This is a genomic window from Staphylococcus sp. FSL K6-0223 (assembly GCF_038008285.1).
Genome location: NZ_JBBOYX010000002.1, coordinates 883676 through 897949 on the forward strand (window position 1 = coordinate 883676; position 14274 = coordinate 897949).

Sequence of the window (14274 nt, forward strand, 5' to 3'; positions counted from 1 at the left end):
ACATAATACATCAATAGTCTTTTGTCTATATGCATAAAATGTGATATGATTTAAATCGTAATTATTTCGATTTAAAATTAAGAAAGTTAAGGGAGTGCTTTACATGCATTGGACTATTATTGGTGGCGGAATTCAAGGTACAACTGTAGCAATTAAACTAAGAAATGAAGGAATAAGTAGCAATCAACTAACTATTATTGATCCTTATCCTTCCCTATGTGAACAATTCAACGAGTATACCAAACGTATTAGTATGCCTTTCTTAAGATCGCCATTTGTGCATCATATACATCCCCAACCTTTTCATTTAAAACAATATGCTAAATTAAATCAATATACTTCGGCATATTACGGCCCATATAAGCGTCCTCAAAGAGATATGTTTATGCATCATATTCATGATTTAGTACATCAATACGATTTAAATAAAAGTCATATTCAAAGCATTGCTTCTAAAATTATGAGTAATCAACAAGGTAAATGGCAAATTGAATTACATAACGGGGAGTCAATCCTTACCGATTGCGTAGTTATAGCAAATGGATGTAATCATCAACCATTTATACCTTCGCAATTTATTAATAAACCTAAAGTAACTCATATATTTGATAAGAATTATGATCAAACAATTGAAGAAAAGGCTAATCATATAGTTGGTTCAGGGATTTCAGCAGCACATTTAACGTTAAAATTACTTAATCATCAAGATAATAATAATAAATTACATTTATGGCTTAATAAAAACATTGAAATACACGATTTTGATGCAGATCCTGGGTGGTTGGGCCCAAAACGCATGAATCACTTGCTAGCAATATCTTCACCAGAAGCGCGTTTAAACGTCATTAATGAAGAACGTCATAAGGGCTCAATGCCCATGGAGTTATTTTTACGATTGAAGAAACAAGAACAAGCGGATCGGTTAATGATTCACCATTCACCTATAGATGAAATAAATAATAAGACTATCACTTCCAATGGTTGTCATTATAAATATCATCATATTTTACTTGCCACTGGCTTTGTTAATAAAATCTGTAATCAACCTTTGATTCAACATCTTATCTATGATGAACAAGCCCCATTAAATTCGTGTGGCTATCCTTCATTAAGTGATGAACTTGAATGGCTACCTCAATTGTTTGTTGTGGGGGGACTTGCTGATTTAGAATTGGGACCCTTTGCGAGAAATATCATGGGTGGAAAAGAAGGTGCTGAGAGAATTAGTAAAGCATTACATCGTTTAAATAAAAAGATATCATAAACTAAAAAAAATGCTCCCTCTAATGTAGACTAAATCGTCTTTGAACCATTAAAAGGAGCATTTTTTTATTTGATTGATTTGATAGCAATAGTGCCACGCATAATACTAATTAATTGATTCGAGTCATTTTTGATTTCAACATTCCATACTTGTGTTGTACGACCTTGATGTATGATCTTAGCAATTGCTGTGACACGTCCCTCTTTTGTTGAATGTATGTGGTTAGCATTCATTTCTAAGCCAAGAGGAATATATTGAGTTGTATCTATTAAATTAGCAGCACCCAAAGAACATGCTGTTTCACCTAAGGCGAGACTTGCACCCCCGTGTAAATATCCGAATGGTTGTTTAACCTTGTCTGTAACAGGCATTGAAATTATTACAACACCTTCATCCTCTTCTTCAACATGCATTTCAAATGTCTCCAAAAGATTGGTCACGCTTTACACACCTCATTTCAAGTTTTATAGTACCATAGCTGCAATCGTACCAAAAATAATTAGAGGTATATTATAAAACAAGAAGTTCGGAATACACGTATCTCGTATATGATCGTGCTGTCCATCGATATTGAGTCCTGCCGTTGGGCCTAAAGTAGAATCACTCGCTGGTGAACCTGAATCACCAAGAGCACTTGCCGTACCAATTAAGGCGATAAGCGCCATAGTATCAAGACCAATAGATGCGCCGAATGGTATAAATAATGATGCGATAATTGGTATCGTTGCAAATGATGAACCGATACCCAAAGTAACAATAAGACCAATAATATACATGACAATAATACTAATTAATTTATGATCACCAGTGATACTTGTTAAATCTTTAACCAATGTATCAATATCACCCGTTGCATTCATAACCCCTGCAAAGCCGTTAGCTGTCAGTATTACTACGCCAATATACGCCATGATTTTAATACCATCAACAAACTGTTCATCTAGTTCGTACCACTTATAAACTCTAGAAATAAAGAAGACGAGCACACCTGCAAGCGCACCAAAAATCATTGAATCTGTAAAAGTTTGGACAATAAATGTCGCTAAAATCGCAATGATTGTCACGATTAAAACATAAGGCTTTAATTCAGTGACTGTTTCACGTTCATCAACATTACGTTGTACGTAGTTTCTTGGTTTACGATACACGATAAACCCTAATATAAGTCCTACAATATATCCCATTGAAGGAATTAACATCGCCTTCCAAATCATACTGAATTCAATTGGGTGATGCGCTTTTTGGAAACCACTTTGAATGATTTGATGGAAGATTTGACCAAAGCCATATGGAAGTAAAACGTACGGCCAACATAAACCAAATCCGATTACTAAACCAATGAGTCGTCTATCAATTTTTAAATCATTGAATAAACTAATTAATGGAGGAATAACTATTGGAATAAAAGCTATATGTACTGGAATAAGGTTTTGGCTCATTATACTCATTGCTAATAATGCAAGAATAATAATAACTTTTACTTTTATACGTGAAAGTCTGCTATTTTCAGAATGGATGCCTTCAATAATTTTTCCAACGAGATAATCAGTAATCCCGCTATAAGAAATGAGTGCTGCAAAACCACCTAGTAAAGCGTAGCTTAAAGCAACCTCTGCTCCATCGGTAATATTCTTCCCAAAAACACTGATGACTTTCTCTACACTCATACCAGAAATTAAACCACCTATAAGTGCACTTATAAATAAACTAATGACTACATTGAGTCTACATAAACATAAGACGATCATTAATATAACTGCTATAACAACTGCATTGATCATGTCGCTCCCCATCCTTTACCACTCTATCGAACTAAAGTATTTATGTTTTAAATAGTACCAAGACACAAATTTAATGTCAATATAAAATATGATGCAAAATATTTTATTGTTGTAGTCTTAATTATCCTACTCGTAATCAATGACTGGATTAAAAGTGTGCTAGATTCAAGCTTCTTTTAACCCAAGTCATTTATGTCAAGAGATGATAAGTGATGAAATATTTGTTAAAAACATTCTTTAATTAAAGTCAATTGTGGAAAACCTCAGAACTACTAATTACATACTATTATGCTTTCACACATAATGAACATCATCTTTACAATTATAAGGGTGTTACTGGTATTGTTGTTTCAACCATTCTACTACTGTAGGAATCATATAGCCTGTTGGCCCTTTTGGACCTTTAAAAGTTGATTTATTAATCGTAGCTGGTCCTGCAATATCAAAATGGATATGGGGTGTCTGACCACTAAAATGCGTAATAAATGCTGCTGCAAATAATGCTTTACCTTGTCCATTCGTATGATTGACTAAGTCTGCTATGTCTGAATTTCTAATTAACTGCTTTTCAGTATCTGTGATAGGTAATTCAAACACTTTTTCATCTACTGATTTAGCTATATCTAACAGACTGTTGATTTCATTTTTAGCGTGAGATTGAAAAGCAGCTGCTTTATCCTCTCCAAGTGCCACAATTGCTGCACCAGTTAAAGTGGCGAAATCCATAATAAGTTGTGGTTGAAATTGCGTAGCATATGTAACGGCATCACCTAGCACCATACGTCCTTCAGCATCACTATTTAACATTTCAACAGTTTCGCCGCTGAGTGAGGTAAAAACATCATCTGGTTTCATAGACTTTTCATTAATCATATTCTCAGCTGAAGCAATAACTCCCACTACATTAACTGGCAATTTTAATCTCTCGATAATATCTATCATTCCAACAACGTTTGCGGCCCCACACATATCGAATTTCATCGTCTGCATACCGATTTTAGATTTAATGCTATATCCACCTGAGTCATATGTAATACCTTTACCTACTAAAGCAATGGGTGCATCATTCGACTTTCCGCCATTGTAAGTTATTGTTATTAAACGAGGACCATTCACCGAACCTTTTCCGACTGCATGTAAAAGCCCAAAGCCCTCTGATACAATTGTTTCCGCATCTTTAATATCTACTGATATCTTTTTATCTTTAAAATGACCCTCAATTTCTTCAGCAAAATATTGTGGTGTTAATATGTTAGGAGGCATTTGACTTAGCTCACGTGCTAAATTAATAGACATTCCTAGTTGTTGACCTTCATTAATATCAGAAGCAATCTCATCATGTTCAGTTTGTAAATAAATAGATGGTTGATAAGGCGCTTTTTTATCTGATTTATAATTATCAAATTGATAAATGGATTGTTCACTCTGCAATCCGAGAGTTTTAGCCACCTCTACTACGTCATTATGTTTAGACATAAATGTATCTATAAGAACTTCAGCTTCATTAATATGTTCTTGTTTTAAATACTGAAACGTATATCCCCAAACTTTTAATAATCGCTGATAAGAAAGCTCTTTAAGATTACCTAATCCCACTGTTAACAAGCGTTTTGGCTGATCATTTATGTAAAGCAAAGTGGAAGATATCTTTCCAACCGAGCTTCCAATAATATGATGTTGCTTCAACGTCTCAAGTTGTTCAATAATTGATTGATTCTTATATTTAATGTCTCTTAATTGATTAATGTGTTCTGGTAATCCCACGATGAGCGTTTCAATATATGTGTTAGATTTTTCATTGATGTAAATGTTCATAAAATACCTCCATTTATGTATATCGTATTATAGGTTTCCTATTAAAAAACCCTCCTGCTTAATAAACAGAAGGATGAAATACATTTATATATAATTAGCTTAGTTTAGAATTTACCTTTTTTGAATGCTAAGCCGATACCACCGAGTTTGAATACGGCACGTGTATCAATAACTTTTTTCATTAATGCAGCTTTTTTACCAGTAATATCTCTACCGTAAACGATACCTACACCATCATGAGCACCTAATGAGCATACTGTACCACGATTTACGTATTGGAAGTCTTCTTTAGATTCACCATTTAAGATATGTTTGATATTTTTGGCAACATGTTCACCTTGTTGCATAGCAATTTGTGCAGTTGTTGGTAATGGACGTTCTTCACCAGCTGGAATGAATGCTGAACAATCACCAATAACAAAAATATCATCGTGACCTTCGATAGTTAAATCTTGCTTATTAATGATACGACCACGTTTAACACCTTCAAATGATTCTTCCATTAACTTACTACCGCGTACACCAGCAGTCCATACTGAAGTACCAGCTTCTAATTGTTGTTTTTCTCCATCTACTTCTACAACGAAACCTTTTTCGTTACAAGCAACAATTGGAGTAGCAATTTTGAATTCTACACCACGGTCTTCTAAGTAATTAACCGCGTAGTTTACAAGTTCATCAGAGAACATTGGTAACATTTTTGGTGCCGCTTCAACGCAAGTTAATTTAACTTTACTTTGATCGATACCATATTTACTGCATAATTCTGGAATTCTATCTGTTAATTCACCTAAGAATTCAATTCCAGTGAAGCCAGCCCCACCTACTAAGATTGATAAATCTTTATCATCTTTTTCTTTAGAAGCTGCGTAATTAGCAAATTTATCTTCAATGTGACGAGATAATTTACGAGAAGTTAATACGTTCTCGATTTGGAAAGCATAGTCTTTCATACCTTCAATGCCAAATGTTTCACTTACGAAACCTAAAGCTACTACTAAGATATCGTAGTCATATACTCCCTTGTCAGTTTCGACGCGTTTAGCATTGCGGTCAATTTTTGTTACTTCAGCAACTACGAAGTTAACTTTATCTTGTTTTACAGCACTTTCAACTGGATATAATAAATCTTCATAATTGATTGTACCAGCAGAAGCTTCATGTAACCAAGTTGATTCATAGTGATATTCATTCTTATTAATTAAAGTAATTTCTGCTTCGTCTGCAGAAATTTCTTTTTGTAATTTAGTAACTGTTTGTAAACCAGCATAACCGGCACCTAAAACTAGCACTTTCTTACGATCTTGAGCCATCTCTAATTCACCTAAGCTTTCATAATATTTTAACCAAAATGAAGATAAAGGCTATAAACTTATGACAAGGTAAATTGCCCTATCGTTATAGACTTCGTCGACATCTTAAATTATTACGTCTTTTATCAAGGTTAAATCTTTAGTTGTTCACACAAAAGACAATTTTTAATCCAATTCTAATTTTATAGCTTTTACGCTACATTTTCAAGCTACAACAGAGTTAGATTGTGAAGATTTTAATTTAACTAACGTCGTTCTCACAAATGCCATAGAAACGTTGTAAAACCTCCAAATAATATAATAAAAATAGGCACCCTGTTTCCAGGATTGCCTAAAATCTTTTAACATCATTTAATACTATTCTTTGGTTTGACTTATTTAGCATTGTTCAGGGTTACCTGATACTTTAGCCGTTTTGAATGAGCTTCCACAACCACAGGATGCTATTGCATTTGGGTTATCTATTTGGAAGCCACCGCCCATAAGTGATTGTTTGAAATCAATTGTTGTACCATTTAAAACTGGTGCATCATATTTATCAACAAGTACTTTAAGTCCAAAATATTCTAATACTTCATCGTTCTCACCAGGGGCTTCTTCGGCAGACATTCCATATGTGAGCCCTGTACAACCGCCACCATTCACTTTAATTTTTAAATAGCCATCTGCCATATCATTACTTTCTAACATATCTTTTACTTCATATGCAGCTGCTTCAGTTAAGATTACTGTTGGCATACAATTTACCTCCCAATTTCTCAAAGAAATTTTATAATTTCTACATCATTTTATTGCTAATTTATGTTATATATTAAAACATATTTGTAATATCGTTTTCTTCAATGTGTTTATAAATATTGTTTAATAAATCGTCTGGCGAATCACCTTCAACAATATCACCATCGACAAGTACATACAACCCACTAGAGCACATGCCACAATTTTGCAAGCATCCGTATTCTAATACATCTACGTCTGGATCATTTTCCAATTTTTCATAGACGATATCTCCGCCCTTTGCCATGTTCGACACACAAAATTCTACTAACGGAAACATAAGACACCTTCTTACTATTTTATTAGTCTTAACATTATAACAAAGATACTAATCATATGCCTATCGGTCAGCTTGATGATTTCCATCATGTATGGTATACCCTTATTTCTAAAAATTAAATTGTATTCTACATTTGTTTGTAGTCATTTTGAAAAACCGATATAATGATGACATATACATATTTACTTTCAATTCAGGGGTTAAGAAAGTAAATCGTTAACTATCTATAGTGTAAACGGGCACATTTTAAAAGATAGTCTCAAAGGATCTCAATAATTTTTCAAAAATTAAACAAATTGAATAAAGGGGTATAAAAAATGAAAAACTTAGTTTTACTAGGCGGGGGTTATGGTAATATGCGAATTATGTCACGTATCTTACCAAATTCAATTCCCGAGGGGTATCAAGTGACGTTAGTCGATCGAATGCCTTTCCATGGATTAAAACCTGAATTCTATGCACTAGCAGCAGGTACAAAATCAGACAAAGACGTACGTATGCAATTTCCAGATAATAAACAAATTAATACAGTATATGGTGAAATCAATGATATTGATTTAGAGGAACAAATCATTTCTGTAGGCAATTCTAAAATCGACTACGACGAACTCATTATAGGGCTTGGTTGTGAAGATAAATACCATAATGTTCCTGGCGCTGAAGAATATACACATAGCATTCAAACATTATCTAAATCACGTGAAACCTTTCATAGTATCAGTGAATTACCTACCGGTGCGCGTGTAGGAATTGTAGGAGCTGGACTTAGTGGTATCGAATTAGCAAGTGAATTACGTGAAAGTCGTTCAGATTTAGAGATTCTTCTATACGATAGAGGCCCTCGTATTTTAAGAAATTTCCCTGAAAAGCTAAGTAAATACATATCAAAGTGGTTTTCTAAACACGACGTTACTGTAGTACCAAATTCAGTTATTGATCGTGTTGAACCCGGTAAGATATATAATAACGGTCAACCTGAAGATATTGATTTAGTAGTTTGGACAGCAGGAATACAACCTGTTGAAGTTGTACGTAACTTACCAATCGATTTAAGCAATACAGGTCGTGTCATTCTTAATCAATATCATCAAGTTCCAACTTATAAAAATGTGTATGTAGTAGGAGATTGTGCTGATCTTCCTCATGCACCTAGTGCACAATTAGCCGAGCTACAAGGTGATCAAATTGCCGATGTACTCAAAAAACAATGGAATAATGAATCACTACCAGATAAGATGCCTGAAATTAAAATCCAAGGCTTCTTAGGTTCTCTTGGAGATAAACAAGGTTTCGCATATATAATGGATCGTACAGTCACTGGTCGTTTAGCTTCAATTTTAAAATCTGGTGTGCTTTGGCTTTATAAATATCATAATGGTTAAATCACTTATTAAAGGCAAGTTCTACTCATTTAAGAACTTGCCTTTATTTCTGTATTAAACTACGCTTCAAAATGCTTTTCTATAAAGCGTACAACTGGTTTCATTTGAATGTAACCGTCAGCAACATACTCATCGTTCATCGTCACTAATGGATAAAACAATTCGTCTTCTTGAATTCTTTCAATAAACTGTTCGTCATGATCTGTTAAATTCTCTGTATCTCGATTAATATCAATATATGTGAATTCAAAATGATGCTCTGGAAACTTCCGTTTTAGCAAAGGTTGAAGCCATTCATATGTATCTGTCGATGTTGGTGCGTTAACACAACTTGCACAAATTACATCAGCTCCATAAACCACAACACTTATTTTAGTCATTAAAAATCCCCCATCTTGTTTTATAGATTTTTACTACTGAATCTATTATAATGAATTAATAATGATTATGAAATAAATGACTTGAAAGGAGACATGTCACATGCCTACTGAGAACGCAACGATGTTCGATCAAGTAGCTGAAGTCATTGAACGCTTACGTCCATTTTTACTACGCGACGGCGGTGACTGTACACTTGTTGACGTCGAAGATGGTATTGTTAAATTACAATTACACGGTGCTTGTGGTACATGCCCAAGTTCTACAATCACTTTAAAGGCCGGAATTGAACGTGCACTACATGAAGAAGTTCCTGGTGTTATCGAGGTAGAACAAGTATTCTAATCGAATATATGAGTATAGATTGAGTCTGGGATGTTATTCTCAAATTAACAGCAGTAAGATAATTTCTAATAAAAATTATCTTACTGCTTCTTTTATATTTTATACTCTTCATTAACATATAGTTTTGATTTACTTTTAAAAATTTGACAACATTTATATTTAAAAAGCCAGAAACTACTTATTTGTAGTCTCTGGCTTGATTATTATAAATTATTCATCATGATGCTTCTTTTCGTGATGATCATGGGCTTTGTGGTCTTTTTTTGGTGGCTGATTCTTGGAGTAATCAACTTTATGATTTTTAGGATCTTTACCATCCATATGTTTAGCAATTTGTTGGTCTACATAAACCCAACCTTTCCATCCAATATGAACAGCATCACTAATTACATATTTCTCATAATCTTTATTTGTCATATCATAAATTTTACCACCATTATCTACTACAGTAGAATGGATTTTTTTATAAATAGACTCACGTCTATCTTTATCTATACCGATATGATCATACCATCTACCATTTGAAGGAATACTTACGTACTGTACATCTGCACCTGCTTCATGCAGTGTTTGCACTAATAATTGTAAGTCTTGGAATTCTGGAGAATCAATATTAAATTCATAATCACGTTTTATTTTACGTTTATTCTCTTTAATTAACTTCCAGTATGGGTCTCTAATATCAAATTTGTTAGTTTTAGTATTAGCTTTCCCAATATCTATAGCCTTATCTTTCATCTCATTCCAAGATGCATCTTCTTCAGTAGCAGGTTTAACATTTGCTAGTGGAGGCTTTTTAAATGAGAATAGAGATTTAATTGCTTCAATTTTTATAAGTTGGTTTTCTTTAAATGCAGAAATATAGTTACCTGAAACTTCCCCTGGATGTTTCGCTTGCTCTCTTAAATATGATTTATTGTGAGCATGCGGGAATTGTAATAATCGTTGAGCATAACGTTTCTTTAAGTCAGCAGGCATATTTTTTTGATTGAACATCTGGTTGATTTGAGTTTGTGACATACGAGCATCAAAGTTTTGATTTGTTAAACCGTGATTAGTAAACCATTGAGGAGAAATAATAAATGTTAATTTCTTCCCTTTAAGATTATCGTATTGTGATGCCAATTCAACAGCATTAATCAAATCCGTTGATCCTCCAGTCCCGAGTAAAAACGTTTGTTTGCTTGAATTGTGTTTATTCAATGCAATACCTGGATTAAAAGGATCATCTTTACCAAGTTCACTTGAACCATATATTGGATAATACTTATCTGACTCAAATAGTTTATTTTGAATGAGCGTGCCTTTTAATACTTGATCTGTTAAAGAAATTCTATTATCAGCTAGCGTTTTATCCGTTACTAAGCCCGTAAACCAGCTTGCTGGCAATAGGACGAAGATAACGAATATCACACCACTAATTAAGATAGGTAAGAAAGGTTTAAATTTCATCGTAACTCTTCTAAAGCTTCTACAATTTTATTAGGAGTTGCCCACTCATCTCTATCAAAATCCATAATAGATACTTCAATATCTAATTTATTTTGAATTTCTAAAAGTAAACCTACAGTTTGGAAAGAATCAATAATACCTTCTTCAAAAATTTCTACATCTGGGTTTTCTTTTACAATATCATTTTCAGCTACTTCTGCTAATAAGTCTAAAACTTGATCTCTAAATTCCATAATTAATTACTCCTTTATTAAATAAATTTACCTGAGAAAATTAAGAATCCAAATGTTACAAAATGGAAAGTAATGATAATACTCAATGCTGTAGTAAATCCATTTTGCCAACGTGGTGGATGTTTTTTACGCCAGCGTTCATAATAACCATATCCTATGAACAATGCCGCATGGTATAAACCATAAACAATGTAATATACTTCAAGACCATGCCATATGCCCATAATAAAGAAGTTTAAGAAGAATGCCATATTAGACATTGCAAATTGACTTTTTAATAACTTCTTACGAGACATATAGAATAATGATCTCATGTAAATGCAATCTCTAAACCAGAACGATAAAGTCATATGCCATCTGTTCCAGAAATCTTTAATATTTTTAGCTTTAAATGGTTGATTAAAGTTCGGTGGTGTTTTAATTCCATATAAATAACTTACTGCAATCGCAAACAAGCTATATCCTGCAAAGTCAAAGAATAAGTATAAGCTGTATGCATACATATAAAGCCACATATGTGTGAAACCGTGTAAGTTCATTTGCAATGGATTAACTGCATACACTTGAATAAAGTACGCAATAATATATTTATACAAGAAGCCTAACATAATCATGTGGATGGCTTTAAGAACAAGCTCTCTATACTCTCCACCTGTAGGCACCTTCTTATCGTCTTTAACAAAACGTTTATAACGATCAATTGGTCCAGAAGAAATTGTTGGGAAGAATGAAATAAATTGAATTAACTTCCAAACTTTGATCTCTTTAATTGAACCATCTCTAATTTCCATAATAAGTTGAACACTTTTAAATGTTACGTAGGATATACCTAAGAATCCGACAAATTCGATTAATTTACTTTCATGAAAATGAATCTGATGTCCGCCTAACCATGAACTTTGAAGAATCTTCACAATCGCTAATGGTAGGATAGATAACACCATGACAGTAGTAAATTTAGCAAATGTATTATTCTTTTGACGAGACTTATAATAGAACATGATTAATGCGACTTGCCAAATTACATAAATAATAAAACTCAACAATTGTACACTTAAATACTTCTGACCAAGAAGATTGTGTTTATCTGAAGAAAAGATAAGTACAATCATAATGGCGGTACTTATGCCGTTATAAATATAACTACGCTTACCTAAAAATCCGAGTATTATAACTGGTATAAGCACAATAAAAGCAATTAAGAAGAAGGTAAACGTTCCATATGGAATCATCCGTTAACTACCTCTGCAATCTTCTTACGATCTAATTTACCATTTGAAGTAAGTGGTAATTGTTCCATCCATTCGAACTTTCTCGGAATCATATACTCTGGTAAGCGTGATTTAAGTTCGTGTTTGATATTCGTTGTCATTTCTAAGTTGTCTTCAACTTTATCATAAGGTACAACAGCACCGATAAGATGTACAACTTTACCATTTTTATAGACTGGTACGACAATTGCTTCTCTTACATATTGTGATTGACGTAATTGCGTTTCAATTTCTTCTAATTCCATTCGATAACCGTTTAACTTAATTTGGAAATCGATACGTCCTTGAATAAACCATAATCCATCTTCTTCTTTAGCCTTATCTCCAGTGTGATAAGTTCTAGTACCATCTTCAAAGTTGAAAACCGCTGTAGTCTTCTCCTCATTCTTAAGATAACCTAAACTCACACTTTGTCCTTCAATAACAAGCTCACCTTCATCAGTAGTTGATAATGTTGTACCTGGTCGTGATACGCCTACTGGTAGAGGATTATATTGCTCTAATACCTCTTGAGTGATTTGAATACTTGTTACAGCCACTGTAGCTTCTGTAGGTCCATACGTGTTATAAATTGTGGCACTTGGATATCTACTTACTAAAGCTTTAGCTGTTCTATGAGGTAGAATTTCCCCGCAGAAGAAGAAATGATTTAAACTATTATATTGCTTCTCATTAAGATTTGGTAATAATAAACACATTTCGATAAATGAAGGAGTAGATACCCAAACATTAATTGATGTGTTCATTAACATCTCATTTAACAGTTTAGGTTTTTTAATCATATCTTTATCCACTAAATTAAGAGTACCACCGGACGTTAAGCATGGATATATCGCCATGACGGATAAATCAAATGAGAATGGTGCTTGGTTTAGCCATTCTTGACCTTGTCCAGCCCCATTCAGCGATACCATCCACTCGGCAAATTCAACGAGACTTGCATATTCGATTTGAACCCCTTTAGGTTCTCCTGTCGAACCAGATGTAAAGATAGTATACACAACATCGTTATATTTCATTTGACCATCAAAAATAACAGGATCTTGTGAGTCTTGAATATCTTTAATAGAAATTTCTTTTCCGATAGATTGCTCTAAAGTTTCATCTGAAGTGTTAAAAATAAATTCTGGTTGAACTTTTTCGATAATCATTTTTACACGTTCTTCTGGTACTGACGTATCGATAGGTACATAACCACAACCCGCTTTAATTGCTCCTAACATCCCGACAATCATATACGGAGACATGTGTCCATATAATACCATTGGTTTTTTACCATCTTGTAATTGATGTGCTAACTTACTTGAAGCTTCATCTAATTCTTTATAAGTTAAGACATCTTCTATATGTCTAACAGCTATCTTTTCTGGCTGTTCTTTAGCGAAATGGTTTAACGTATTAATAATTTCTGCCATCATTACTCTCCCTCATTAAAATTCATTATAAATGAAGTTATTATGTGTATCGCCACTACCATATATTAAGTATAAAGCTATAAATATAGCTAAATATAATAATGTAAGTAAGTAAGGCTTCATTTTTTCAAAATACTTATTAGGTTCTTTACTTTTAGTTTTCATATAGCACCTCTTAAACTTAGATTGTTTGATACGTATATAAACAATCATCTTACATATAAAAATATATTCGTCAAAATTTAAAGCTTTCTCGAATCGTTAACATAAAAATACAATGCTACTTCTATATTTTTGTTTTACAATTCATTATAGTCACAATTGAATTATAATTCAATTCTATTTTTTATAATTATTGCATGTTTCACTTTGATATCAAGACTTTGTAAAACATTTTTTCGTCACGCATTGGGAAAGACTTAAGTTCCTCTTTTTATTAGAACATCATTATTTTAAGACTAAAACATCTAATAAACAATTACATACCGACTAACAAAATTGTTAGATTAAATCACTAAAAACTCACGCAACCTCAAAAGGATAATTATCCCTAGATTGCGTGAGTTTA

Annotated in this window: 15 protein-coding genes; 3 read left to right on the forward strand and 12 right to left on the reverse strand. The window is 33.1% G+C overall.

Translation table 11 applies throughout. The features are described from left to right. Nucleotides 1–103 precede the first annotated feature (103 nt). Entirely contained in the window at nucleotides 104–1264 is a 1161-nt protein-coding gene (locus MHI13_RS15120) for an FAD/NAD(P)-binding protein (protein ID WP_064210362.1), read from the forward strand. 65 nt (nucleotides 1265–1329) lie between these two features. Here the strand turns inward: MHI13_RS15120 and MHI13_RS15125 are convergent, their stop codons facing one another. The 6 genes from MHI13_RS15125 to MHI13_RS15150 all read right to left on the reverse strand — a co-directional run bounded on the left by MHI13_RS15125 (nucleotide 1330) and on the right by MHI13_RS15150 (nucleotide 7230). After that, the gene (locus MHI13_RS15125; RefSeq protein WP_002433169.1) at nucleotides 1330–1704 is read right to left on the reverse strand and encodes a PaaI family thioesterase; all 375 of its coding nucleotides are present in this window, start codon (nucleotides 1702–1704) and stop codon (nucleotides 1330–1332) included. A gap of 24 nt (nucleotides 1705–1728) precedes the next feature. After that, nucleotides 1729–3045, reverse strand: a complete 1317-nt coding sequence (locus tag MHI13_RS15130) for a Na+/H+ antiporter family protein (protein ID WP_037548539.1) — start codon at nucleotides 3043–3045, stop codon at nucleotides 1729–1731. 333 nt (nucleotides 3046–3378) lie between these two features. Further along, on the reverse strand, nucleotides 3379–4860 hold the full coding sequence (locus tag MHI13_RS15135; protein ID WP_064210363.1) for a M17 family metallopeptidase: 1482 nt from the start codon (nucleotides 4858–4860) through the stop codon (nucleotides 3379–3381). Nucleotides 4861–4964: 104 nt separating this feature from the next. Beyond that, nucleotides 4965–6173 carry an NAD(P)/FAD-dependent oxidoreductase gene (locus MHI13_RS15140; protein ID WP_002469921.1) on the reverse strand — a complete coding sequence of 403 codons (1209 nt, stop codon included), beginning with the start codon at nucleotides 6171–6173 and terminating at the stop codon, nucleotides 4965–4967. A 378-nt stretch (nucleotides 6174–6551) separates the two neighbouring features. After that, entirely contained in the window at nucleotides 6552–6911 is a 360-nt protein-coding gene (locus tag MHI13_RS15145) for a HesB/IscA family protein (RefSeq protein ID WP_002433168.1), read from the reverse strand. A gap of 73 nt (nucleotides 6912–6984) precedes the next feature. Continuing rightward, nucleotides 6985–7230 (reverse strand): YuzB family protein, encoded by a 246-nt coding sequence (locus MHI13_RS15150; protein WP_002469913.1) that lies wholly within the window; start codon nucleotides 7228–7230, stop codon nucleotides 6985–6987. A 317-nt stretch (nucleotides 7231–7547) separates the two neighbouring features. On the opposite strand from MHI13_RS15150, the gene MHI13_RS15155 reads away from it, so the two are divergent. Further along, entirely contained in the window at nucleotides 7548–8612 is a 1065-nt protein-coding gene (locus MHI13_RS15155) for an NAD(P)/FAD-dependent oxidoreductase (protein WP_002433076.1), read from the forward strand. A gap of 59 nt (nucleotides 8613–8671) precedes the next feature. Here the strand turns inward: MHI13_RS15155 and MHI13_RS15160 are convergent, their stop codons facing one another. Further along, the gene (locus MHI13_RS15160) at nucleotides 8672–8992 is read right to left on the reverse strand and encodes a YuzD family protein (RefSeq protein ID WP_064210364.1); all 321 of its coding nucleotides are present in this window, start codon (nucleotides 8990–8992) and stop codon (nucleotides 8672–8674) included. A gap of 100 nt (nucleotides 8993–9092) precedes the next feature. On the opposite strand from MHI13_RS15160, the gene MHI13_RS15165 reads away from it, so the two are divergent. Further along, the gene (locus MHI13_RS15165) at nucleotides 9093–9335 is read left to right on the forward strand and encodes a NifU family protein (RefSeq protein WP_002433501.1); all 243 of its coding nucleotides are present in this window, start codon (nucleotides 9093–9095) and stop codon (nucleotides 9333–9335) included. A 210-nt stretch (nucleotides 9336–9545) separates the two neighbouring features. Here MHI13_RS15165 and dltD read toward each other — a convergent pair whose 3' ends face one another. From dltD to MHI13_RS15190, 5 genes are read right to left on the reverse strand one after another with little or no spacing between them, the layout of a single operon-like run. Continuing rightward, complete coding sequence (gene dltD / locus MHI13_RS15170) at nucleotides 9546–10787, reverse strand: D-alanyl-lipoteichoic acid biosynthesis protein DltD (RefSeq protein ID WP_064210365.1); 1242 nt, start codon at nucleotides 10785–10787, stop codon at nucleotides 9546–9548. Further along, complete coding sequence (gene dltC / locus MHI13_RS15175) at nucleotides 10784–11020, reverse strand: D-alanine--poly(phosphoribitol) ligase subunit 2 (RefSeq protein WP_002433359.1); 237 nt, start codon at nucleotides 11018–11020, stop codon at nucleotides 10784–10786. Before dltC ends, dltD begins: the two co-directional genes overlap by 4 nt. A 17-nt stretch (nucleotides 11021–11037) precedes the next feature. After that, nucleotides 11038–12252 carry a D-alanyl-lipoteichoic acid biosynthesis protein DltB gene (gene dltB, locus MHI13_RS15180; protein WP_030065014.1) on the reverse strand — a complete coding sequence of 405 codons (1215 nt, stop codon included), beginning with the start codon at nucleotides 12250–12252 and terminating at the stop codon, nucleotides 11038–11040. Next, a complete protein-coding gene (dltA, locus tag MHI13_RS15185; RefSeq protein ID WP_064210366.1) occupies nucleotides 12249–13706 on the reverse strand; it encodes a D-alanine--poly(phosphoribitol) ligase subunit DltA in 1458 nt (485 codons plus the stop codon). The genes dltB and dltA overlap by 4 nt, the downstream gene beginning before the upstream one ends. 15 nt (nucleotides 13707–13721) lie before the next feature. Further along, on the reverse strand, nucleotides 13722–13871 hold the full coding sequence (locus MHI13_RS15190) for a teichoic acid D-Ala incorporation-associated protein DltX (protein WP_049388671.1): 150 nt from the start codon (nucleotides 13869–13871) through the stop codon (nucleotides 13722–13724). Between the last annotated feature and the right edge of the window lie 403 nt (nucleotides 13872–14274).

Coding starts and splice junctions, on each gene's coding strand:
- MHI13_RS15120 (WP_064210362.1), top strand. CDS start 104: ATGCATTGGACTATTATTGGTGGCGGAATTCAAGGTACAACTGTAGCA.
- MHI13_RS15130 (WP_037548539.1), bottom strand. CDS start 3,045: ATGATCAATGCAGTTGTTATAGCAGTTATATTAATGATCGTCTTATGT.
- MHI13_RS15135 (WP_064210363.1), bottom strand. CDS start 4,860: ATGAACATTTACATCAATGAAAAATCTAACACATATATTGAAACGCTC.
- MHI13_RS15140 (WP_002469921.1), bottom strand. CDS start 6,173: ATGGCTCAAGATCGTAAGAAAGTGCTAGTTTTAGGTGCCGGTTATGCT.
- MHI13_RS15145 (WP_002433168.1), bottom strand. CDS start 6,911: ATGCCAACAGTAATCTTAACTGAAGCAGCTGCATATGAAGTAAAAGAT.
- MHI13_RS15150 (WP_002469913.1), bottom strand. CDS start 7,230: ATGTTTCCGTTAGTAGAATTTTGTGTGTCGAACATGGCAAAGGGCGGA.
- MHI13_RS15155 (WP_002433076.1), top strand. CDS start 7,548: ATGAAAAACTTAGTTTTACTAGGCGGGGGTTATGGTAATATGCGAATT.
- MHI13_RS15160 (WP_064210364.1), bottom strand. CDS start 8,992: ATGACTAAAATAAGTGTTGTGGTTTATGGAGCTGATGTAATTTGTGCA.
- MHI13_RS15165 (WP_002433501.1), top strand. CDS start 9,093: ATGCCTACTGAGAACGCAACGATGTTCGATCAAGTAGCTGAAGTCATT.
- dltD (WP_064210365.1), bottom strand. CDS start 10,787: ATGAAATTTAAACCTTTCTTACCTATCTTAATTAGTGGTGTGATATTC.
- dltC (WP_002433359.1), bottom strand. CDS start 11,020: ATGGAATTTAGAGATCAAGTTTTAGACTTATTAGCAGAAGTAGCTGAA.
- dltB (WP_030065014.1), bottom strand. CDS start 12,252: ATGATTCCATATGGAACGTTTACCTTCTTCTTAATTGCTTTTATTGTG.
- dltA (WP_064210366.1), bottom strand. CDS start 13,706: ATGGCAGAAATTATTAATACGTTAAACCATTTCGCTAAAGAACAGCCA.
- MHI13_RS15190 (WP_049388671.1), bottom strand. CDS start 13,871: ATGAAAACTAAAAGTAAAGAACCTAATAAGTATTTTGAAAAAATGAAG.